Here is a 21,201-nt window from a genome sequence, read left to right as displayed (position 1 = left end):
GTCAAGAGAACCTGCCGCGACCAAACTCTGTAGTGAGCGGGCTTGCCCCGCGCTGGGTGGCGCAGCCGCCCCAACAAAGACGCCGCGGTATTTCAGGAGGACCGAGGCGCCTGGGTTTGGGGCGGCTTTGCCACCCAGCGCGGGGCAAGCCCGCTCACTACAGACGATGTGTTCTACATCCCACCATTTAAGTGACTGGCATCAGGCCCCTCCCACATTTTTTGTCGCAGTTCTTTTTCAGGTAAATGTTGCAAAGATCTACAACCCCGCCGCTTTTACCGCTAGTCTGCGGACATCTGCAATGCCGACAACAGCCTTCTACAAGAGCCCGGCGATGACTGATCTGTCCCGAATCCAAGGGCCTGCGAGCGCAGCGATTCCGACGCTGGAAGCGCGCTTCTACAGGCCGCCGCTGCCTGACGGCTACGTGCTGCGACCGCGCTTGTGCGAACGTTTGAGCGCCGGGTTGGAGGGGCGATTGCTGCTGGTCAGCGCGCCGGCCGGGTTCGGCAAAAGCTCATTGGCGGTCGAGTTCTGCCAGGCCCTGCCCACGCACTGGCAGAGCCTGTGGTTGGGTTTGAGCCCACGGGACAGCGACCCTGGTCGATTTCTTGAGCGCCTGCTCGACGGTTTGCAGCAATACTTCCCGCAGCTCGGTGCCCAGTCCCTCGGCCTGCTGAAAATGCGCCAACGCCATCAGCCCTTTGCTTTCGAGGAGTGGCTGGATGGTTTGCTGGATGAGCTGACGGGCTACCTGTCCACGCAGACGCCTTTATTGCTGGTACTGGATGACTACCACTTGGCCCAGGGGCCGGTGCTGGATCGTTGCCTGCAATTTTTCCTCAATCATTTGCCTGACGGCCTGGTGGTGTTGGTCACCAGTCGCCAGCGTCCGGATTGGCACCTGGCGCGATTGCGCTTGTCACGGCACCTGCTGGAGTTGCATGAACAGGACCTGCGCCTGACTCATGACGAGTCCCTGGCGGTGCTGGACCGCCATAGCAGCTCATTGCGCGGTGAGGCCCTGGATAACCTGATTCGCCGCAGCGAAGGCTGGGTCGCCGGCCTGCGTTTCTGGCTGCTGGCGGCGTCCGAAGCCGGCAATGAAGGCGCGTTGCCGCAAAGCCTGCACGGCGGGGAAGGGCTGATCCGGGATTACCTGCTGGAGGAGGTCATCGACTGCCTGCCGGTCGAGGTGCAAGCATTTTTGTATGACACGGCGCCTCAGGATCGTTTTTGCAGCGAGCTATGCGATGCCGTACGCGAAGCCCATGACAGTGGTGAAATCCTGCGCTACCTGCTGGCTCATCAAGTCTTCCTGGTGCCTTTGGACGAGCAGGGGCATTGGTATCGCTACCACCATCTGTTTTCCGACCTGCTGCGTACGCGTCGTGCCAAGAGCGCCACATTGCCCCTGGCCAGCCTTCACCTGCGCGCCTGCCGGTGGTTTAACGCCCAGGGGTTGATCGATGAAGCGGTCGAGCAGGCACTACGGGCCGGCCATCTCGATGTGGCGGCGAACCTGGTGCAAAACCTGTCTGAAGAGCAACTGCTGGCCGAGCAGAACGTGGGCATGTTGCTGCGCTGGAAGATGGACTTGCCCGATAGCCTGCTGATCAGCACGCCACGCTTGATCGTGTTGTATAGCTGGGCCTTGGGCCTGGCTTGCCAACTGGACGCGGCCGAAGAGTTATCCAGCTACCTCAGCCGCTTCCTGCCGGCGCCGTCAGCGACCGCACAGAAATCCATGCTCGCCCAATGGCTGGCGCTGAGCGGCATCATTGCCCGTGGCCGCGGGGATCGCGAATCGACTCAGCGTTATTGCAGCGAGGCGTTGGAAAGCCTGCCGCACAAGCGCTACGGCCAGCGCCTGATGTGCCTGTCGACCCTCTCCAACCTGGCCATCGTCGATGCCGACCTATGGCGTGCCCGGGGCTTGAATCGAGAGTCCCTGGAGCTGGCGCAACGCGTCGGCAACCCCCTGTTTGAAGCACTGGCCCATTACGACCGGGCGCGGGTACTGCAGGCGCGTGGCGAGATCCTGCGCTCGCTCGACGAAGTGCGCCAGGGCTTGCAGCGCCTGCATGACCTGGCGCCACAACGGTTGTATGCCGTGCGCGCGCGGCTGTCGCTATATGAAGGTTACCTGCTGCTGGTGCGGTACCAGCCCGAAGCCGGCCTCGCACGGTTGCGTGCCGGGCTGGCGGAAGCCCGCGCCTGTCGGGATATCAGCGTATTGATCGGGCATTGCGTGATCGCCAACTTCGAAGGGCGACGTGGGGATTTCCCCAAGGCGTTTGCCGAGCTGGCCGAGGCCGAGCGCCTGATGCATATCTGGGATGTGCCACCGATCTACTATCTGGCGATGATCACGCTGATCAAATGTGAGCTGTGGCTGATCCAGGGGCGCACTGACCTGGCCGATGCCTGGCTGACTCGCCTGGGGCAGACCTACAACGGTGAGCACGCGGCCGCAGCGCCGGAGTTTCATCCACACTTGCCGCAACATATCGAGCTGCAGCAGGCCGCGCTGGATGCAACGCGCCATCAATCCGAGGCTTCACTGCGACGGCTTGAAGCGTTGGCGCAGCAAGCTCATAACGATGGGCGCCAGATGATCGCGCTGATGGCACTGACCCAGCAGACGCACTTGCTACTGGAGTGCGGCCAGGAGGCCAAGGCCCGGTCCGTCCTCGTCCAAGCCTTGGAAGCAGGAGCGGGCGGTGCGCTGCAACCGTTCCAGCGCTTGCTGGAAAACTACCCGGACTGGATGCGCGAACAACTTGGCAGGGACTCCCATGGCCTGTTGAACCAGAGTTTGCTGGCGCTGCTTCCCGTGGTGGTGCCGGCCGGAACTTCGCCTGCCCACGAAACCCTGAGCGCCCGAGAGCGGGCGGTCCTGCAATTGATCGCCCAGGGGTGTTCGAATCAGGAAATCAGCAATCAGCTGTTTATTTCACTGCACACCGTCAAGACCCACGCCAGCCACATCAACAGCAAACTGGGGGTCGAGCGGCGTACTCAGGCGGTGGCGCGGGCGCAGGAGTTGGGGTTGATTGGTTAACGCTTCGCCCCGTGTATGCAAGGATGCGCCGGTTCAGTTTTTCACCGGCTTGTTGCGCCGGCAGCGCTGCGAGCAGTAAAGCACTTCATTCCAGCAACGGGCCCACTTTTTTCGCCAGGTAAAGGAGAGGCCGCAAGACACGCAGGTTTTCACCGGCAGCTCACTCTTTTTCAAAATGACTCACCCTCATCCAGCCGGGCCAGCAGACTCTGCCCCCGTTGCCAGAGCGCCTGCTGCTTGGCCTCCGTCAGGCGGTCGAGGTTCTTATACACCATGCCCATGCGGTGATTGCCGCGCAGAAGGTCAGCGTGACGCATGAGAAAGTGCCAATAGAGCGCATTGAAAGGGCAGGCGTCTTCGGTGGTGCTTTCACTGACCTTGTAGGCACAGGTACGACAGTAGTCAGACATGCGTTTGATGTACTGACCGCTCGCACAGTAAGGTTTGGATCCCAGGTACCCACCGTCGGCGTGCATCACCATGCCCAGGGTGTTTGGCAGCTCGACCCATTCGAATGCATCCATGTAGATCGCCAGGTACCACTCGCATATCTGAGGCGGAGCGATACCGGCCAAGAGGGCAAAATTGCCTGTCACCATCAACCGTTGAATGTGATGAGCGTAGGCGTGCTCCAGACTTTGGTTGATGGCTTGGCGCATGCAGTTCATCCGGGTAGCGCCTGTCCAGTAGAACTCCGGCAGTGATCTTGTATTGCCGAACGCATTACCGTTGGCGTAGTCAGGCATCCTCAGCCAGTAGACGCCCCTGACATACTCCCGCCACCCGATCAGTTGGCGAATAAAGCCTTCCGCGGCATTCAGCGCGATGTTGCCCGACCAATAGGCGGCCTCGACATCGCTGCACAGTTGGCGAACATCCAGCAGGCCGATATTGAGCGCGGCACTGATACGGGCATGGAACAGAAAGGGCTCATCACTGGCCATTGCGTCCTGATAGTCACCGAAGGCCGCCAGCCCCCAATCGAGGAAGTAATCCCAGAGAGCCTGCGCATCTGCATGAGTGACCGGGTAGTCGAAGTGGGCCAGAGTGCCGTAGTGGCTGGAAAAGTGTTCAGCCACCAGCGCAAGGACTTCCTGGGTGAGCGCGTCGGGCGGGAAGCGGGCCGGCGCAGGCGGCCGCACTCCTTTGGGTAGGGGCTTGCGGTTGTCCGCATCAAAATTCCACGCACCGCCTACCGGGCTGCCGTCACCGTTGAGCAGTATCCTGTTTTTGCGGCGCATTTCTCGATAGAAAAACTCCATGCGCAGCTGTTTTTTGTCTGCGGCCCAATGGGCGAATTCGGCACGACTGCAGAGAAATCGACTATCGCGATGCCACTCAATCGCCAAGCCACACATACGGATTGACTGTTCCAGGCGCCAATCGCCACATTTGGTGATGTGCAGTTCATCGGGCTGCAACAGTGACTGCCAGCGCCGTAGCTCACTTGGCACCGAGCCAGTGTTCTTCGGATCATCAAGGGTGACGTAGTGGACCTGCGTTCCAGCCTGCTTCAATGCCTCGGCGAAGTGGCGCATGGCGCTGAAGACCAGGGCGATCTTTTGCGGGTGATGAGGGACGTGGCGGGCCTCTTCCATCACTTCGACGAGCAGTACGCTATCGCGCTCTTTATCCAGGCCCTGCAGCGAGGCCAGGTCGAAAGACAATTGATCGCCCAGAACCAGGCATAGTCGGCGATGTGCAGTCATCGAGCAGTTTCCAGTGATGGAGAAACGTATAGGGTGCAGGCATGCCGGGGCCACGGTGAGAGGGCGCACGGATGACTGACTGCTCACCTATACTTGTACAATAAAAATAATTTGTACAATTTTTTTCGACGGGACGTGCAGTGATTTCTCGCAGGGGCAAACGGCTCACTCGGTGAGCGGAAGTTTTACGAGGAAAGTAGTGCCTTGCGTTGCGTCAGAAGTGACGTCGATTGAGCCCTTATGGGCGGTCACGATTTCTGACGCGATAAACAGGCCCAGGCCCAACCCTTCGGTAGGTCCGTTTTCAGTGGTAGAGCGCTGAGAAAAACGCCCCATGGGGTTGAAGATAAACGGTAGGGCATCCTCAGGTATCGGTTGGCCGCTGTTATGGACGCTGAATACCGCGACGTCCTCCGTGACCGACAATTGCACGGTTATGGGAAGCTGGACATTGCCGTGACTCACAGCGTTGCTGATGATGTTTGAAAAGACCTGCTCCAATCGCGGGCCGTCAAACCTGCCGGGAACCGCAGTGCGCGCGACAAACAGCACGTTGGCTTCAGGATGAAATGCCTGGATTTCTTCCACCACTCTGCGGCACAGCGGTAAAAGGTCCAGGTCTGTTTTGGTGACGGGAATACCGGGCCCCATGTGGCAGCGTGTCAGATCCAGCAAATCGCCAACAATACGGCTCGCCCGGGTAACGCTGGTATGTATCTGGGTCGCGACTTTGGCATCCCGCGCCCCGAGACCCTCGGAATGCTTGAGAATGTCGCTGCCCAGTAAAATCGCCCCGAGCGGGGTGCGTAAATCGTGGCCGAGAACGCCCAGGAAAATATTGCGCGACACATCAACGGCTCGGGAGTAACTGGCGATAGACTCCGCGAGAGCCTGGTCAATCGCTTCGTGGAATCGGGTCATATCATCAATATTCAGTGACGCGCCATTTTTTACCTGGCTCATCCACTGCCTGAGCACACTCGCCCTGAGGGCGCGATATTCAGAAACCATTTGATCGATGGTGAAGCCCGCCAGTAAGCGAGCCACTGCATGGGTTTCAGCGGCGGTTTCGTGCTCTTCCACCGGCCCCAGGCCATGCGACTTATCAATTTGCTCTTGTGCGGTCTGTGCGGTTCGCAGGTCGGCGACGATCGCCCGCAGCATTTGCTCTGCATGGTCGCGCAATGCACTGCGGTCGAGATCCGCGCCGGGTGTCTCGATCGTTCTCGCGAAATCTTCCCAGGCCTGCAAGATGGGCTCGAGGTTTTCTAGAATGAAATCCGGCAGGCGCATGTCGGTGTCCTGATCAGGTCCGTTATAGGCGGACTGAAGCAAAATTGCGTAGGTGGGAGCAAGGTGGTGAGCCAGTTTAGGAGGTTCTCCAGTGGATTTCAAAGCGCGACCAAGCCGGCTTTACCCGATATAGGGCCCGATATAGGGAGCGAGCATCACGCGTTTTAACGCTTGCCCTGAGCCGTCGTGCTGAGAGGCTGTTCTATAGGCCCGCTGTCAACAATCTCAGCCTTTTCTCGACGGCGCTGTCGAAATGGTTGGACAGCAACTCACAACGCTCTGCCGGTAGGCCGTCACAACAGGTTATTCCCAGGACGAATCCTTCGGCCTTAGCGCCGGTTTTTACCGCGAAAATCATCGAGCCTGCCCGCTCTATATCGTAAAAAAGCCTATCGGCCTGACGCTTGATGGCATCAGGCAAGTCATCTGTGTATGGGTTCATGACCTACTCCACATGCTTACTTCTGCAATCTGGTCCGACGCATGAGCGCTGCACCTCATGCAATAAATGACCGTGGGTCGATTGAGATGTTCGTAATTTCTGGCCTTGACGAGCGCTTGGGATCAAACGGCGTTTGAGCGTGTTGCTATCTGCAATAGACGGCAGGCCCATTCGGGCAAGGTGCATGAATTCAAATTGCCACTAATCTAAATAACCTATTGAAATATAATGGGTTTAAATTTTTTGTAAGGTGGCACGGCAAATGCGATAGCCCTAGGGAGATAGCCGCCAAAGAACGGCTGAACCCTTCCGTGATAGCCATAGTGAGATAGAAAAATGAATGCCATCGACCTTCTCAAAGCCGACCACGAAAAAGTCAAAGCCATCCTGACCCAACTGAGTGAATCGACTGAGCGTGGGGTGAAGAAACGCACTGAGCTGCTGGAAAAATTAGAGATGGAAGTGTCCATCCACACCCAGTTGGAAGAGCAGATTCTCTATCCCGCCTTCAAGGCCGCCGGTGGGAAAGACGAGGCCGAGATGTACTATGAGGCAAAAGAGGAGCACCGCACGGTTGACTCTCTGGTTCTTCCCGACCTGAAAGCAACTGATCCTACCTCCCCGGAATTCGCAGGGCGGGTGAAGGTGGTCAAGGAACTGCTCGAACATCACATCGAAGAAGAGGAAACAGAGATGTTTCCCAAGGCCAAGAAGCTTCTGGGCAAAGCCGAGCTTGAAAAGCTGGGTGAACAGATGCTGGCCATGAAGTCATCGTTGAAAAAGAGTTACGTGTCTCAAAAAGTTGCAGCCTGACCCAATAGGCTTTAACTGCGCCTGTAGAGAGGTGAGCCCGACTCCATGTCGGGCTCATTTTTTTTGCCCCTCGGAATCGGCCTTTGAACGGTTGCGCTTGGGTTGACTCAGCCTCGCTTTCTAATTGCGGTGTGACTGTTCCTGGATACCCAGTGGCTACTTTCCGGCGACATTTGCAGAGAAATCGACAATCGCCGTTCAGCAATCGTCTGCTAGGGTTTGAGTGTGCTCGGCCGTTGTAGAGCACGGCGCCCGCCGGGCATGGAATTTTTACCGTTTGTCGTGTTCCAAGCTCGGCACAGGTCCATTGCCAATGTCCTCTGCATCACAGAATGCAAAAGTAGGAGCTTCCTTCATGTTTACTCCGCGTCGTCTGCTTGTTGTCGCTACCGCCGTAGCCTTGTTGTCCGGCTGCGCTTCACCTAATCCTTATGACGGCAGCAGCCAGGGACAGGCAGGTAATGAGTCCGGCGGTATGAGCAAGACCGCCAAGTACGGTGGCCTGGGTGCCCTGGCCGGCGCATTGGCAGGTGCGGCCATCGACCATAACAACCGTGGCAAGGGCGCACTGATCGGTGCGGCTGTTGCCGGTATTGGTGCTGCGGGTTACGGCTACTACGCCGACCAGCAGGAAAAGAAACTGCGTGAAAGCATGGCCAACACTGGGGTTGAAGTTCAGCGCCAGGGTGATCAGATCAAGCTGATCATGCCGGGTAACATCACCTTCGCCACCAACTCGGATGCCATCGCTAGCAGCTTCTACCAGCCGCTGAACAATCTGGCCAACTCCCTCAAGCAGTTCAACCAGAACACTATCCAGATTGTCGGCTACACCGACAGTACCGGCAGCCGCCAGTTGAACATGGACCTGTCCCAGCGTCGTGCGCAGAGCGTAGCGAACTACCTGACTTCCCAAGGCGTCAGCCCAGCCAACCTGAGCGCCCGCGGTGCCGGCCCGGATAATCCGATTGCCAGCAACGCCGACGTGAATGGCCGCGCCCAGAACCGTCGCGTAGAGGTCAACCTCGGTCCGATTCCTGGCCAGCAATACGGCCAGCCTGGTCAGCAGCAACAGGCACCACAACAGAACAACCAGTTCCAGGGTAACCCGTACCAGCAGTACCAATAAACACGGGCGACAAGCGACAAAAAAGGGCGCCGTGCAGTCAATGCACGGCGCCCTTTTTCATGGCTGTCGGTTACATCAATCGATGTATTCGAACACCTTCACGATCTTCTGCACACCCGATACGCCTTGCACAAGGTTGGCTGCACGCGCGGCTTCCGCCTGGGTCAGCAGGCCCATCAGGTAGACGATGCCGTTATCGGTGACGACCTTGATGCGCGAGCCGGGAATCGCGCTGTCGGTCAGCATCTGCGTCTTGATCTTGGTGGTCAGCAGGGCATCGTTGCTGATGGCCAGCAGGGTGATCGGGTCCATCACTTGCAGTTCGTTGTTAACCTTCTTGACGCGCTGGACACTCGAAGCGGCTTGTTCAGCCAGGGCCTTGAGGTCGGCACGCGGGGTTTGCCCAGCCAGCAATACCACGCCGTTGAAGCTGGTCACGACGATGCGCGAAGCACCGTTGCCCAGGTCCGGTGCGGCCTTGGCAATGTTGACCTCGACCTTGGTTTCGATCAGCGAGTCGTCGATCTTGCTGCCGAAGGTACGAGTGCCCTTATCGTCCTGAATGGGGGTGTCACGTGTTGCGGTGATTGCCGTGCTGCAGCCGCTGATGGCAAGGCACAGCGTAATGCCCAAAAGGCTGAGGCGTTTAACGGTCATTCTTCACTCCCGAACAGTTGGCTGTCGATCAGATCGCACAGGCAGTGGATCGCCAGCAGGTGGACTTCCTGAATGCGTGCAGTGACATTGGCCGGGACGCGGATCTCCACATCCTCGGGCAGCAACAGCGAGGCCATGCCGCCGCCGTCGCGGCCGGTCAATGCTACGACAATCATTTCGCGATCATGTGCGGCCTGGATCGCTTGAATAATATTCGCCGAGTTGCCGCTGGTGGAAATCGCCAGCAGCACATCGCCCGGTTGGCCCAGGGCGCGGATCTGCTTGGAGAAGATCTCGTTGTAGCTGTAATCGTTGGCAATCGAGGTGATCGTCGACGAGTCGGTGGTCAGGGCGATGGCCGGCAAGCTCGGGCGCTCACGCTCGAAGCGGTTGAGCAGCTCGGAGGAGAAGTGTTGGGCGTCACCGGCCGAACCGCCGTTACCGCACGAAAGCATTTTGCCTTCGTTGAGCAAGGCGTTGACCATGACCTGACTGGCTTGCTCGATGTGCGGTGCAAGTACGTCCATCGCCTGTTGCTTGGTGTCGATGCTGGCCTGGAAAAGCTGGCGAATTCGGGATTGCATGTCCATCTGTGTGACCTTAAGTGGCGCGGCTGATTGGCACGAAAATGTGCAGCCCGCAATGCAAAGAGCAAAAGTGTGTGATGAAGGTGTCCGGTGAATCAGCTGTCGAAGGCATCTTTGAGCCAGTTCAGATCAGCTGGGCCTAACGGTGTGCTTTCTATGGCAACCACATCGAAACGGCAGGGAGAGTCAGCCCAGCGATGCTCTGTTTGCAGGAAAATCTGCGCGGCGAGTATCAGCTTCTGACGCTTGCGCCCGTCGATACTGGCGAGCGCACCACCCCATTGTGCGTGTTTTCTGTAGCGGACTTCGACGAATACTACTGTATCGCCGTCAAGCATGACCAGATCAAGCTCGCCGCGTTTACACAACCAGTTTTGCGCCAGCAGGCGCAAACCTTGTCGTTGCAGATACTGGAGAGCTTGCAGTTCGGCATCCTTGCCGCTTTGTGCGCTGGACCGCTCGGGCATCAGCGCGGGGTGTCCGGCAGGCGCTGGATGTCGCCACCGACAAACTTCGCCCAAGGCATCTGACGGTCGACACGCTGGTTGGCGCTGACGCCCAGGCTGCCCGAAAGCCCGTCAACCCGAGTGTCGGGCAGCGCCTTGAGCTGGCCCAGGCGCGGTGCCAGACGGTAGGCATCGACACCCATTGCGTACAGGCGACCGAGGCTGCCATTGGCCTGTGGCCATTGTGCGGCGACCTGATTGCGCAGTGGGTCGGTGCTGTTGAGCAACCATGGGGTCTCGCAGAACATGACGTTGGTCATGTCCAGGTACTGGTTCTTGTCGCCGCTGGCACTGAACACGTGGGAGGTTGCGTAAACCGGCACATCACCGGCGTACTGGAAGTTCAGGGTGGGTTTGATCTGCTGGGCCAGCTGCGGGGTAACGGCCAGGAAGATGAACTCGATATCCTGGCGACGCGATGGCTGGGCGGCAACGTCGGTACCGACGGTGCTTTGCAGGCTCTTGGCGCGACCTTCGCTTTTACGCAGCTGGAACAGGTCTGCGATCTGTTGGGCGAGGGCGACGGGCTGGTCGACGTACTCAACACCGACGACGGTGCCGCCATTGGCTTCCCAATCCTGGCGGAAGGCCTTGTAGACGCGCTCGCCCCATTCGCCACGAGGAACCATGGCGGCGGCACGGTGCAGGCCATCGGCGCGAGCACGGCGCGATACTTCGCGGGCTTCATCTTCAGCCGCCAGGCCAAACTGGAACAGTTGGGCCGGGTTGTGTTCAGCCTCGCTGTAGTTCAGTGCCAGGGTGGTGATCGGCAATTGCGGACGTGCGCTGAGTTGTTTGACCAGCGGCTTTTCCAGTGGGCCAACCACCAATTGCACGCCGGCGGCCTGGGCCTTGGCGTAGAAGTCGTCAAGGGAGGTCAGGCGCGAGCTGTCGTAGAACTCGATCACCGGCGGCTTCTGCCCGGCCTGTTCGGCCTGGTAGTGCGCGGCCATGAAACCTTCACGCAGCGCTTTGCCGACTGAGGCCAGTTGGCCTTCCTGCGGCAACAGCAGGGCGATCTTGTTCAGGGGCTGGCTGGCCAGTTCCTTGAGCTTGGTCAGTGGCAGCGGCAGTTGCACCGCCGCCGGATGCCCCGGGTTCTGCGCACGCCAGGTATCGATAGCGGCTTGCTGCTGCTCCAGGGTGCCGGCGCCCTTGACCGCCTGCGCCAATGTGATCCAGCCGTCCAATACCGGGTTGCCGCTGGCTTGCAACTGATCGGCTGGCAGCGCGGCAATCAACGTCCAGATCGCTTCGTGGTTGCTCTTGGCGGCGTCGCCGCTGAGCAGCGGGGCCATGGCGACGCGTTCGCGAGCGGCAGCCAGGGTCTGGCCATCGGCTTCATAAGCGCGGGCATGTACGGTGCCGGTACGGATCTGCTGGTCTGTCGGCAGATCCTTCAGGCTTTGCAGGCTCGGGTGGTTGAGCGCTGCCAATGCAGCCTTGGGCTGATTGCGTGCCATGGCCAACTCAGCGGCCAGGGTGCTGGCAAATACTTGTGCGGCCGGTTTCAGGACATCCAGCGGCACCTGCGCAAGAATCTGCGACGAGCGGCCGGGGTTGTTCTGGTGGAACGCCAGGTCAGCCGCACTCAGGCGCAGCAGCGCGGCCTTTTCTGGCGTCTTGGCGGTAGTTGCCTGTTCGAGCAGTTGCTCGATACTGGCATCCGGGGTCCGGGGCAGGTCGCCAAGGCTGGACGAGGGCGAGCTGGCACAAGCGGCCAGGAGGGCAGCGAGGCAGAGGGCGGAGAGCAGCCGCAGGCAAGCGATCATGTAAGTGTTCCTGATACCGATCAAATTAGCGTGGAATTGTACCCAAGCACTGGCTCAGGCGCGATGTTACTGGCGTGAAAGCGTCGATTTAGGTCGTGCAAATGTTGCAATCGCTCGTCGATGGCTGAAAAAGCATCCATCGTGATGGCGTATTTTCGAAGCGCCTACGCGCTACACTATGGCTTTTGCCAACCATCGAGGTGTGCGTTTTGACTGCTCCAGGTCCTTTGAATTCCACTGCTGGCTCGCTTTTTGTGGTGGCGACGCCGATTGGCAACCTGGACGACATCAGTGCCCGGGCGCTGAAGGTGTTGCGCGAAGTCAAGCTGATCGCGGCGGAAGACACGCGTCACTCCCAGCGGTTGATGCAGCATTTTGGTATCAGCACGCCATTAGCGGCGTGCCATGAACACAACGAGCGCGAAGAGGGCAGCCGCTTCATCACCCGTCTGCTGGCGGGGGACGACGTGGCACTGATCTCCGACGCGGGTACACCGCTGATTTCCGACCCGGGCTACCATCTGGTACGTCAGGCGCGTGCCGCAGGTATCAATGTAGTGCCTGTTCCGGGTGCGTGCGCGCTGATCGCCGCATTATCTGCCGCCGGCTTGCCGTCGGACCGTTTTATCTTTGAAGGCTTTTTGCCGGCCAAGGCGGTTGGGCGGCGTGCGCGCCTTCAAGCCTTGAAGGAAGAACCGCGTACCTTGATCTTCTATGAGGCTCCGCATCGCATCCTGGAATGCCTGGAAGATATGGAGTTGGTGTTTGGCGGTGAGCGCCTGGCGCTGCTGGCCCGTGAGCTGACCAAGACCTTCGAGACCCTCAAGGGGCTGCCGCTGGAGGCATTGCGTGCCTTTGTCGAGGGTGACAGCAACCAGCAGCGTGGCGAGTGCGTGGTGTTGGTGGCCGGCTGGACCGCGCCGGAAAACGAAGACGCGGTCGGCAGTGAGGCGATGCGCATCCTGGACTTACTGCTCAAGGAAATGCCCCTCAAGCGCGCCGCGGCCCTGGCGGCGGAAATTACCGGCTTGCGTAAGAATGTGTTGTATCAAGTCGCGCTGGATAAACAGAAAGCCGAATAGTTCCGGGGTTTAACCTGTATTTCGTCTGAACGTGATGGCCATTCTGAACTTTTATTACTTGTCCTGAGGCCGTCGTGCCGTTAACCTGCGCGGCGGAGAGTCGATTGGACAGTCGCTGCCCTCTATGAAAATTAGGGGGGGGAGGAAAGTCCGGGCTCCATAGGGCGAAGTGCCAGGTAATGCCTGGGAGGCGTGAGCCTACGGAAAGTGCCACAGAAAATAACCGCCTAAGCACTTCGGTGCCGGTAAGGGTGAAAAGGTGCGGTAAGAGCGCACCGCACGACTGGCAACAGTTCGTGGCTAGGTAAACCCCACTTGGAGCAAGACCAAATAGGGTCCCAAGGCGTGGCCCGCGCTGGGACCGGGTAGGTTGCTAAAGATGTCCAGTGATGGCCATCGTAGACGAATGACTGTTCAAGACAGAACCCGGCTTATAGATCGACTCTCCACCTTTTTTCCTTCTGTCCGGATCTCGGGCAGAAAACCGGTAGTAACGCAAGACTCCCTCCCTGCCGAATCATTGGCAGATGCATCTTCGTAATACCAAAAAAATCTTACTCTTAATAAATCACTTTAACTTTAAGCCATAGCTCCATGAGCTATTTGCGGTTGTTGAGTCAAAAACATCGCCAAACTCTCGTTTCTCCTCCTTTTGCGCTCCTAAATCTCCGTTCTGTAAGGCTTTTCCTTGAATCCGCGCCTTGACGGTGTGGTGGGCGCATTCCTATAGTGTGCGCAAGTGGCGGAAAGTGGCACAAAGTGGGTTTTTTGAACGTAAAACGCTAAAATTTGGAGAAACGCAACTGTGTTTCGCGGAGCCAACGCTATCAGTCTCGATGCAAAAGGCCGTCTCGCCATGCCGAGCCGGTATCGTGACGAGCTCATTTCGCGAAGTTCAGGCCAGTTAATCATCACGATTGATGCTGTTGACCCTTGTTTGTGTGTTTACCCCCTCGATGAGTGGGAGTTGATTGAAACCAAGTTGCGCGCTCTGCCTTCATTGCGTGAAGAAAACCGTCGCCTGCAGCGTTTGCTGATTGGTAATGCCGTCGACCTCGAACTGGATGGCAGCGGTCGTTTCCTGGTGCCTCCGCGTCTGCGCGAATACGCCAAGCTCGACAAGCGCGCAATGCTGGTGGGCCAACTGAACAAGTTCCAATTGTGGGACGAAGATGCCTGGGATGCTGTTTCTGCAGCTGACCTGGCGGCTATTCAACAACCGGGCGCCATGCCTGATGAACTGCGTGATTTGATCCTGTGACTATTGATAGCGGCTTTAACCACATCACCGTACTGCTTGACGAAGCCGTTGAGGCTCTCGCCGTACGCGCGGATGGCTGCTATGTGGATGGCACCTTCGGCAGGGGCGGGCATAGCCGTTTGATACTCAGCCAGCTCGGATCTGACGGCAAACTCCTCGGATTCGACAAAGACCCTCAAGCGATTGCCACCGGGCAAGCGCTAGCGGCCGAAGACGGCCGCTTTGTCGTTGTGCAGCGTAGCTTTGCCGAGCTGGGTGCCGAAGTGACCGAGCGCGGCATGGCAGGCAAGGTGGCCGGGGTTTTGCTCGATCTGGGCGTGTCCTCGCCACAACTCGACGACCCGGAGCGCGGCTTCAGCTTCATGAACGATGGCCCCCTCGATATGCGCATGGACCCTACCCGGGGCGTCAGTGCCGCGCAGTTCATCGCTACGGCGCCGGTGGAAGAAATCGCCCGCGTGTTCAAGGAATATGGTGAAGAACGTTTCGCCGGCCGCATGGCTCGCGCCGTGGTCGAGCGCCGCGAGATCCAGCCGTTCGAACGTACCGCCGACCTGGCCGAAGTGCTGAAGGTTGCCAACCCTGCTTGGGAAAAAGGTAAAAATCCGGCCACCCGTGCGTTCCAGGGCCTGCGTATTCACGTCAATAACGAACTGGGTGACTTGGAAGCCGGCCTTGAAGCCGCGCTGGATGCCCTCGAAGTGGGGGGGCGCCTGGTGGTGATCAGCTTCCACTCCCTGGAAGACCGCATCGTCAAACTGTTCATGCGTCGCCTGGTCAAGGGCGAGACGGATAACCTGCCGCGCAACCTGCCGGTGCGTTTCGAAGCCTTTGTGCCGAAAATCAAGATCCATGGCAAAGCGCAGTTCGCTTCCGAAGCTGAACTCAAGGCCAACCCGCGTGCCCGTAGTGCCGTCATGCGTGTTGCGGAGAAGTTACGGTGAGCAAGCTTTTCGCCAAGCCCCTCCCGGGCGGTAGCTTCTTTATGTTGCTGCTGTTTATCGGCGTGCTGGTGTCCGCGATCGCGGTGTCCTACAGCGCCCACTGGAACCGCCAGTTGCTCAATACCCTGTACGGGGAATTGAGCGTGCGCGACAAGGCTCAGGCGGAGTGGGGTCGGTTGATTCTCGAGCAAAGCACCTGGACAGCCCACAGCCGTATCGAGGTGCTGGCCACCGAGCAGCTGAAAATGCACATTCCGGGCGCGGCCGAAGTCCGCATGGTGGCGCCATGATGAAGCTCGAAGGCGCACTCTACCCATGGCGCTTCCGCGTGGTGCTCGGCTTGCTGGCGCTGATGGTGGGCGCAATCGCCTGGCGCATCATCGACCTGCAGGTCGTCGACCGTGACTTCCTGATTGGTCAGGGCGATGCCCGTAGCCTGCGTCATATCCCGATCCCGGCGCACCGTGGCCTGATCACCGACCGCAACGGCGAGCCTCTGGCCGTCAGTACCCCGGTGACGACCCTGTGGGCCAACGCCAAGGAACTGCAGACCGCCAAGGAAAAATGGCCGGAACTCGCAGCCGCCCTGGGCCAGGATCCGAAAGCCCTGGCTGAGCGTCTGGAAGCCCAGGCCAATAAAGAATTCATCTACCTGGTGCGCGGGCTCACCCCTGAGCAGGGCCAGCAAGTGCTCGACCTTAAAGTCCCCGGTGTCTACGGCATCGAGGAGTTTCGTCGTTTCTACCCAGCCGGTGAAACCACCGCGCATATGGTCGGCTTCACCGATATCGACGACCACGGTCGCGAAGGTGTCGAGCTGGCCTACGATGAATGGCTGGCCGGGGTTCCCGGCAAGCGACAGGTCATCAAGGACCGGCGCGGCAGGCTGATCAAGGATGTCCAGGTCACCAAGAACGCCAAGGCTGGCAAGCCCTTGGCGTTGTCGATTGACCTGCGTCTGCAATACCTGGCCAACCGTGAACTGCGTAACGCGATCATAGAGAACGGCGCCAAGGCCGGTAGCCTGGTTATCATGGACGTGAAGACCGGCGAAATCCTCGCAATGGTCAACCAGCCGACCTACAACCCGAACAACCGTCGCAACCTGCAACCGGCGATGATGCGTAACCGCGCCATGATCGACGTGTTCGAGCCGGGTTCGACCATGAAAGCCATCTCCATGAGTGCCGCCCTCGAAACCGGGCGCTGGAAGCCGAGCGACAAAGTCGAGGTTTACCCAGGCACCTTGCAGTTGGGCAAATACACCATTCGTGACGTGTCCCGTACCGAAGGTCCGGTGCTGGATTTGACCGGTATTCTGATCAACTCCAGTAACGTGGGCATGAGTAAGGTCGCCTTCGATATCGGCGGCGAAACCATCTACCACCTGGCCCAGAAGATCGGCTTGGGCCAACCCACCGGTCTGGATTTCCCGGGCGAGCGCGTGGGCAACCTGCCGAACTACCGCGACTGGAAAAAAGCCGAGACCGCCACACTGTCCTATGGCTACGGCCTGTCGGTAACGGCGATCCAGCTGGCGCACGCTTTCTCGGTATTGGCCAATAACGGTCGCATGGTTCCGTTGAGCCTGATCCATGTCGACGAAGCGCCGAAAGCCACCCAGGTCATCCCGGAAAAAGTCGCCAAGACCATGCAAGGCATGCTGCAACAAGTGATCGAAGCCCCGCGTGGCGTATTCCGCGCCCAGGTGCCGGCCTATCACGTGGCAGGCAAGTCCGGTACGGCGCGTAAAACGTCGGTGGGTACCAAGGGCTATGCCGAAAACTCCTACCGCTCACTGTTCGCCGGCTTCGGTCCGATGAGTGATCCGCGCTACGCCATCGTCGTAGTGATTGATGAACCGAGTAAAGCCGGCTACTTCGGTGGCCTGGTATCGGCGCCGGTGTTCAGCAAAGTCATGTCCGGCACCCTGCGTCTGATGAACATCACGCCGGACAATCTGCCGCCGACCCAACAAGCGAATGCCGGACCTCCGGCTGCCGCTGCAAAAGCCAATGGAGGGCGCGGCTGATGTCTCTTAGCCTGAACAAGATTTTCGCCCACGCCGGTCACGACCTGTTGATTCGCGAGCTGAGCCTGGACAGCCGTAGCGTGCGCGCCGGGGACCTGTTCCTGGCGGTGCCTGGCGGCAAGTTCGATGGTCGCGAGCATATCGCCGATGCGCTGCAGCGCGGCGCTGCGGCCGTGGCTTATGAAGTGGAAGGCGCCACCGTGTTGCCGATCACCGATGTCCCGTTGATTCCGGTCAAGGGCTTGGCGGCGCAATTGTCCGATATCGCCGGGCGTTTCTATGGCGACCCGAGTCGCCAGCTGAACCTGGTGGGCGTAACCGGTACCAACGGCAAGACCAGCGTGACCCAACTGGTCGCACAAGCGCTTGACCTGCTGGGCCAGCACTGCGGCATTGTCGGCACGCTGGGCACCGGTTTTTATGGCGCGCTGCAAAGCGGCCTGCACACCACGCCGAACCCGATTGCCGTGCAAGCCACCTTGGCCGACCTGAAAAAGGCCGGCGCCAAGGCGGTCGCCATGGAAGTGTCCTCCCATGGCCTGCACCAGGGGCGCGTTGCTGCGCTGGCCTTTGATGTGGCGGTGATGACCAACCTGTCGCGCGATCACTTGGACTACCACGGCACCATGGAGGCCTACGCTGCTGAAAAGGCCAAGCTGTTTGCCTGGAATGACTTGAAGTGCCGCGTAGTGAACCTGGATGACGAGTTCGGTCGTCAGCTGGCGGCCCAAGAGGGTGAGTCGCGCCTGATCAGCTACAGCCTGGAAGACGCCAGTGCGTACCTGTATTGCCGCGAAGCCCAGTTCAATGATGAAGGCGTGCTCGCCACGCTGGTGACGCCACAAGGCGAGCACCATTTGCGCAGCAGTCTGTTGGGGCGTTTCAACCTGAGTAACGTCCTCGCCGCCATCGGCGCGTTGCTCGGCCTGGATTACGCCCTCGACGAAATCCTGAAAGTCCTGCCGAAGCTGGAAGGTCCGGTCGGCCGCATGCAGCGCCTGGGTGGCGGTTCGCAGCCGTTGGTGGTGGTCGATTATGCCCACACGCCGGACGCCCTCGAAAAAGTCCTGGTGGCCCTGCGCCCACACGCCAAGGGCAAATTGCTCTGCCTGTTCGGCTGCGGTGGTGACCGTGATCGGGGCAAGCGTCCGTTGATGGCCGAGATTGTCGAGCGCCTGGCCGACGGCGTGCTCGTGACCGACGACAACCCGCGCAGCGAAAACCCGAGCCAGATTTTCGATGACATCCGTGCTGGCTTCAAAGACGCTTCCAAGGCCACGTTCGTTGCCGGTCGTGGTGCAGCCATTGCCCAGTTGATCGCCAGCGCCGGCGCTGACGACGTGGTGGTGCTGGCCGGTAAAGGCCATGAGGACTACCAGGAAATCAACGGCGAACGCCATGCCTTCTCCGATCTGGTCGAGGCCGATCATGCCTTGACCGCCTGGGAGGTTGCCCATGCTTAAGGCGATGAAGTTCAGCGAACTGGCCCAGGCCCTTTCGGCCCGCGTATTGTCGAGCGACTGCAGCTTCGACGGCGTCAGTATCGACAGCCGTAATATCAAGCCGGGCCAGCTGTTTGTGGCTTTGGCCGGCCCGCGCTTTGACGGGCATGATTACCTGAACGACGTTGCCGCCAAAGGTGCAGTAGGTGCTCTGGTGCAACGTGAAGTTGCGGACTGCGCCTTGCCGCAGTTGCTGGTCGCCGATACCCGCCTGGCCCTCGGTCAACTGGGTGCGCTGAACCGCGCCGCCTTTGACAAGCCTGTCGCGGCCATCACCGGCTCCAGCGGCAAGACCACGGTCAAGGAGCTGCTTGCCGGTGTGTTGCGCACGCGGGGGCCGGTGCTTGCTACCCGTGGCAACCTGAACAATGATTTCGGCGCTCCGCTGACCCTGCTCGAACTGGCCCCGGAACACACGGCGGCCGTGATCGAACTGGGCGCTTCGCGCATCGGCGAAATCGCCTATACCGTGGCGCTGACCAAGCCTCACGTGGCGATCATCAGCAACGCCGGGACCGCCCACGTCGGCGAGTTCGGCGGCCCGCAGAAGATCGTCGAGGCCAAGGGTGAAATCCTTGAGGGCCTCGACGCATCCGGTACTGCGGTTTTGAATCTCGACGACAAGGCTTTCGAGACCTGGCGTGTACGCGCTGCCGGTCGCAAGGTGCTGACTTTTGCCGTACTCAATGCCGCCGCTGATTTTCACGCCTCCGATATCTCTGTCGACGCCCGTGGCTGCCCGTCGTTCACCCTGCACACCCCGCAGGGCAGTGAGCGGGTGCAACTGAATCTGCTCGGCAACCATAACGTCGCCAATGCCTTGGCCGCCGCCGCCGCTGCGTACGCCCTGGGTGTGTCGTTGTTCGGTATCGCGACCGGCCTGGGCGCCGTGCAGCCGGTCAAGGGGCGCACCGTGGCGCAGTTGGCAAGCAACGGTATGCGCGTCATTGATGACACTTACAACGCCAATCCATCCTCCATCAATGCCGCCGTGGATCTGCTCAAGGGCTTCGACGGGCGCAAGGTGCTGGTGTTGGGCGATATCGGCGAATTGGGCGACTGGGCTGAACAAGGCCACCGCGAAGTCGGCGCGTATGCCGCCGGCAAAGTCGATGCGCTTTACGCCGTCGGCGCGAACATGGCGTACGCCGTCAACGCCTTTGGCGCCGGTGCGCGGCATTTCGCGACCCAGACCGAATTGATCCAGGCGCTGACGGCGGCTGAACAAGACAAACACACCACTATTTTGATCAAGGGATCGCGCAGCGCGGTGATGGAAAACGTCGTCGCGGCCTTGTGTGGCTCAAGTACGGAGAAACATTAATGCTGCTGCTGCTGGCTGAGTATCTGCAACAGTTCTACAAAGGCTTCGCGGTCTTTCAGTACCTGACCCTGCGCGGGATTCTGGGTGTGCTGACCGCGCTGTCTCTGTCGCTGTTCCTGGGGCCATGGATGATCCGTACCCTGCAGAACCTGCAAATTGGTCAATCGGTTCGCAATGACGGTCCGCAGTCGCACCTGTCCAAGTCCGGCACCCCGACCATGGGCGGTGCGTTGATCCTGTCGTCCATCGGTATCAGCACCTTGTTGTGGGCCGACCTGCACAACCGCTATGTGTGGGTGGTGTTGCTGGTGACCCTGTTGTTCGGCGCCATCGGCTGGGTGGACGACTACCGCAAAGTGATCGAGAAAAACTCCAAGGGGCTGCCAAGCCGGTGGAAGTATTTCTGGCAATCGGTGTTCGGTCTTGCCGCTGCGATTTTCCTCTACACCACTGCGCCAAGCGCGGTCGAAACCACTCTGATCATCCCGATGCTCAAGGACGCCAGTATTCCCCTCGGCGTTGGTTTCGTGGTGCTGACCTACTTCGTGATTGTCGGCTCCAGCAATGCGGTGAACCTGACCGACGGCCTTGATGGCCTGGCGATCATGCCGACGGTGATGGTGGGCGGCGCGCTCGGCATCTTCTGCTACCTGTCGGGTAACGTGAAATTCGCTGAATACCTGCTGATTCCCTACGTACCGGGTGCGGGTGAGCTGATCGTGTTCTGCGGCGCACTGATCGGTGCCGGCCTGGGGTTCCTGTGGTTCAACACCTACCCAGCCCAAGTCTTCATGGGTGACGTCGGCGCACTCGCGCTGGGCGCGGCCCTGGGTACCATCGCGGTGATCGTTCGCCAGGAAATCGTGCTGTTCATCATGGGTGGTGTGTTCGTGATGGAAACCCTGTCGGTGGTCATCCAGGTGGCTTCCTTCAAATTGACCGGGCGTCGTGTGTTCCGCATGGCGCCGATTCACCACCACTTTGAACTCAAGGGCTGGCCCGAGCCACGCGTGATTGTCCGTTTCTGGATCATCACCGTGATTCTCGTGCTGATCGGCCTTGCCACCCTGAAACTGAGGTAGAA

General features: G+C 59.6%; 19 protein-coding genes and 1 other RNA gene. 12 read left to right on the top strand and 8 right to left on the bottom strand.

Going from position 1 to position 21,201, the window contains the following annotated elements; genetic code table 11:
• Positions 1–334 precede the first annotated feature (334 nt).
• Positions 335–3,064 (top strand): winged helix-turn-helix domain-containing protein, encoded by a 2,730-nt coding sequence (locus MJP36_RS25375; RefSeq protein ID WP_244384313.1) that lies wholly within the window; start codon positions 335–337, stop codon positions 3,062–3,064.
• 33 nt (positions 3,065–3,097) lie between these two features.
• On the opposite strand, the gene MJP36_RS25370 is transcribed toward MJP36_RS25375, so the two are convergent.
• From MJP36_RS25370 to MJP36_RS25355, 4 genes are all read right to left on the bottom strand, one after another.
• Positions 3,098–3,238, bottom strand: a complete 141-nt coding sequence (locus tag MJP36_RS25370) for a DUF2256 domain-containing protein (RefSeq protein WP_081086983.1) — start codon at positions 3,236–3,238, stop codon at positions 3,098–3,100.
• On the bottom strand, positions 3,235–4,773 hold the full coding sequence (locus MJP36_RS25365; protein WP_244384311.1) for a cryptochrome/photolyase family protein: 1,539 nt from the start codon (positions 4,771–4,773) through the stop codon (positions 3,235–3,237). Before MJP36_RS25365 ends, MJP36_RS25370 begins: the two co-directional genes overlap by 4 nt.
• A 165-nt stretch (positions 4,774–4,938) precedes the next feature.
• Complete coding sequence (locus MJP36_RS25360; protein WP_244384309.1) at positions 4,939–6,066, bottom strand: sensor histidine kinase; 1,128 nt, start codon at positions 6,064–6,066, stop codon at positions 4,939–4,941.
• Between the two features lie 202 nt (positions 6,067–6,268).
• Positions 6,269–6,508, bottom strand: a complete 240-nt coding sequence (locus tag MJP36_RS25355) for a hypothetical protein (RefSeq protein ID WP_244384306.1) — start codon at positions 6,506–6,508, stop codon at positions 6,269–6,271.
• Positions 6,509–6,844: 336 nt separating this feature from the next.
• On the opposite strand from MJP36_RS25355, the gene MJP36_RS25350 reads away from it, so the two are divergent.
• Positions 6,845–7,321: a hemerythrin domain-containing protein gene (locus MJP36_RS25350; RefSeq protein WP_104995539.1), complete on the top strand. Its 477-nt coding sequence runs from the start codon at positions 6,845–6,847 to the stop codon at positions 7,319–7,321.
• A 355-nt stretch (positions 7,322–7,676) separates the two neighbouring features.
• Positions 7,677–8,450, top strand: a complete 774-nt coding sequence (locus tag MJP36_RS25345) for a YiaD family glycine zipper/OmpA-like lipoprotein (RefSeq protein WP_060753922.1) — start codon at positions 7,677–7,679, stop codon at positions 8,448–8,450.
• Positions 8,451–8,525: 75 nt separating this feature from the next.
• On the opposite strand, the gene MJP36_RS25340 is transcribed toward MJP36_RS25345, so the two are convergent.
• The 4 genes from MJP36_RS25340 to MJP36_RS25325 form a co-directional block, all read right to left on the bottom strand.
• Positions 8,526–9,107: a BON domain-containing protein gene (locus MJP36_RS25340; protein ID WP_090366702.1), complete on the bottom strand. Its 582-nt coding sequence runs from the start codon at positions 9,105–9,107 to the stop codon at positions 8,526–8,528.
• Positions 9,104–9,697, bottom strand: a complete 594-nt coding sequence (locus MJP36_RS25335) for a phosphoheptose isomerase (RefSeq protein ID WP_007904374.1) — start codon at positions 9,695–9,697, stop codon at positions 9,104–9,106. Before MJP36_RS25335 ends, MJP36_RS25340 begins: the two co-directional genes overlap by 4 nt.
• Before the next feature lie 92 nt (positions 9,698–9,789).
• Positions 9,790–10,161, bottom strand: coding sequence for a YraN family protein (locus MJP36_RS25330; RefSeq protein ID WP_198760514.1), 372 nt, complete (start codon positions 10,159–10,161; stop codon positions 9,790–9,792).
• Positions 10,161–11,972: a penicillin-binding protein activator gene (locus MJP36_RS25325; protein ID WP_090366698.1), complete on the bottom strand. Its 1,812-nt coding sequence runs from the start codon at positions 11,970–11,972 to the stop codon at positions 10,161–10,163. The genes MJP36_RS25330 and MJP36_RS25325 overlap by 1 nt, the downstream gene beginning before the upstream one ends.
• Positions 11,973–12,181: 209 nt before the next feature.
• Between MJP36_RS25325 and rsmI the strand changes: the two genes are divergently transcribed.
• The 9 genes from rsmI (at position 12,182) to mraY (ending at position 21,199) form a co-directional block, all read left to right on the top strand.
• Positions 12,182–13,054, top strand: a complete 873-nt coding sequence (gene rsmI / locus MJP36_RS25320) for a 16S rRNA (cytidine(1402)-2'-O)-methyltransferase (RefSeq protein ID WP_090366696.1) — start codon at positions 12,182–12,184, stop codon at positions 13,052–13,054.
• A 96-nt stretch (positions 13,055–13,150) separates the two neighbouring features.
• Positions 13,151–13,504, top strand: an RNA gene (gene rnpB / locus MJP36_RS25315) — RNase P RNA component class A.
• 355 nt (positions 13,505–13,859) lie between these two features.
• Positions 13,860–14,315, top strand: coding sequence for a division/cell wall cluster transcriptional repressor MraZ (gene mraZ, locus MJP36_RS25310; RefSeq protein WP_003171868.1), 456 nt, complete (start codon positions 13,860–13,862; stop codon positions 14,313–14,315).
• Entirely contained in the window at positions 14,312–15,259 is a 948-nt protein-coding gene (gene rsmH / locus MJP36_RS25305; RefSeq protein ID WP_060753917.1) for a 16S rRNA (cytosine(1402)-N(4))-methyltransferase RsmH, read from the top strand. Before mraZ ends, rsmH begins: the two co-directional genes overlap by 4 nt.
• Positions 15,256–15,549 carry a cell division protein FtsL gene (gene ftsL, locus MJP36_RS25300; protein WP_003171871.1) on the top strand — a complete coding sequence of 98 codons (294 nt, stop codon included), beginning with the start codon at positions 15,256–15,258 and terminating at the stop codon, positions 15,547–15,549. The genes rsmH and ftsL overlap by 4 nt, the downstream gene beginning before the upstream one ends.
• A complete protein-coding gene (locus tag MJP36_RS25295; RefSeq protein WP_178126862.1) occupies positions 15,549–17,291 on the top strand; it encodes a peptidoglycan D,D-transpeptidase FtsI family protein in 1,743 nt (580 codons plus the stop codon). Before ftsL ends, MJP36_RS25295 begins: the two co-directional genes overlap by 1 nt.
• A complete protein-coding gene (locus MJP36_RS25290; protein ID WP_244384305.1) occupies positions 17,291–18,754 on the top strand; it encodes a UDP-N-acetylmuramoyl-L-alanyl-D-glutamate--2,6-diaminopimelate ligase in 1,464 nt (487 codons plus the stop codon). The genes MJP36_RS25295 and MJP36_RS25290 overlap by 1 nt, the downstream gene beginning before the upstream one ends.
• Entirely contained in the window at positions 18,747–20,117 is a 1,371-nt protein-coding gene (locus MJP36_RS25285) for a UDP-N-acetylmuramoyl-tripeptide--D-alanyl-D-alanine ligase (RefSeq protein ID WP_244384304.1), read from the top strand. The genes MJP36_RS25290 and MJP36_RS25285 overlap by 8 nt, the downstream gene beginning before the upstream one ends.
• Positions 20,117–21,199, top strand: coding sequence for a phospho-N-acetylmuramoyl-pentapeptide-transferase (gene mraY / locus MJP36_RS25280; RefSeq protein WP_060753913.1), 1,083 nt, complete (start codon positions 20,117–20,119; stop codon positions 21,197–21,199). Before MJP36_RS25285 ends, mraY begins: the two co-directional genes overlap by 1 nt.
• The last annotated feature ends 2 nt before the right edge of the window (positions 21,200–21,201 follow it).

It is taken from the genome of Pseudomonas palleroniana (assembly GCF_022836895.1).
GTDB classification, from domain to species: domain Bacteria; phylum Pseudomonadota; class Gammaproteobacteria; order Pseudomonadales; family Pseudomonadaceae; genus Aquipseudomonas; species Aquipseudomonas palleroniana.
Note: the sequence above shows the minus strand (reverse complement) of the source record. Positions and strands in the feature narration are given on the sequence as shown.

Excerpts from the sequence above, each read along its gene's own strand:
- MJP36_RS25375 (WP_244384313.1), top strand. The coding sequence starts at position 335 with ATGACTGATCTGTCCCGAATCCAAGGGCCTGCGAGCGCAGCGATTCCG.
- MJP36_RS25365 (WP_244384311.1), bottom strand. The coding sequence starts at position 4,773 with ATGACTGCACATCGCCGACTATGCCTGGTTCTGGGCGATCAATTGTCT.
- MJP36_RS25360 (WP_244384309.1), bottom strand. The coding sequence starts at position 6,066 with ATGCGCCTGCCGGATTTCATTCTAGAAAACCTCGAGCCCATCTTGCAG.
- MJP36_RS25355 (WP_244384306.1), bottom strand. The coding sequence starts at position 6,508 with ATGAACCCATACACAGATGACTTGCCTGATGCCATCAAGCGTCAGGCC.
- MJP36_RS25350 (WP_104995539.1), top strand. The coding sequence starts at position 6,845 with ATGAATGCCATCGACCTTCTCAAAGCCGACCACGAAAAAGTCAAAGCC.
- MJP36_RS25345 (WP_060753922.1), top strand. The coding sequence starts at position 7,677 with ATGTTTACTCCGCGTCGTCTGCTTGTTGTCGCTACCGCCGTAGCCTTG.
- MJP36_RS25340 (WP_090366702.1), bottom strand. The coding sequence starts at position 9,107 with ATGACCGTTAAACGCCTCAGCCTTTTGGGCATTACGCTGTGCCTTGCC.
- MJP36_RS25335 (WP_007904374.1), bottom strand. The coding sequence starts at position 9,697 with ATGGACATGCAATCCCGAATTCGCCAGCTTTTCCAGGCCAGCATCGAC.
- MJP36_RS25330 (WP_198760514.1), bottom strand. The coding sequence starts at position 10,161 with ATGCCCGAGCGGTCCAGCGCACAAAGCGGCAAGGATGCCGAACTGCAA.
- MJP36_RS25325 (WP_090366698.1), bottom strand. The coding sequence starts at position 11,972 with ATGATCGCTTGCCTGCGGCTGCTCTCCGCCCTCTGCCTCGCTGCCCTC.
- MJP36_RS25295 (WP_178126862.1), top strand. The coding sequence starts at position 15,549 with ATGAAGCTCGAAGGCGCACTCTACCCATGGCGCTTCCGCGTGGTGCTC.
- MJP36_RS25290 (WP_244384305.1), top strand. The coding sequence starts at position 17,291 with ATGTCTCTTAGCCTGAACAAGATTTTCGCCCACGCCGGTCACGACCTG.
- MJP36_RS25285 (WP_244384304.1), top strand. The coding sequence starts at position 18,747 with ATGCTTAAGGCGATGAAGTTCAGCGAACTGGCCCAGGCCCTTTCGGCC.
- mraY (WP_060753913.1), top strand. The coding sequence starts at position 20,117 with ATGCTGCTGCTGCTGGCTGAGTATCTGCAACAGTTCTACAAAGGCTTC.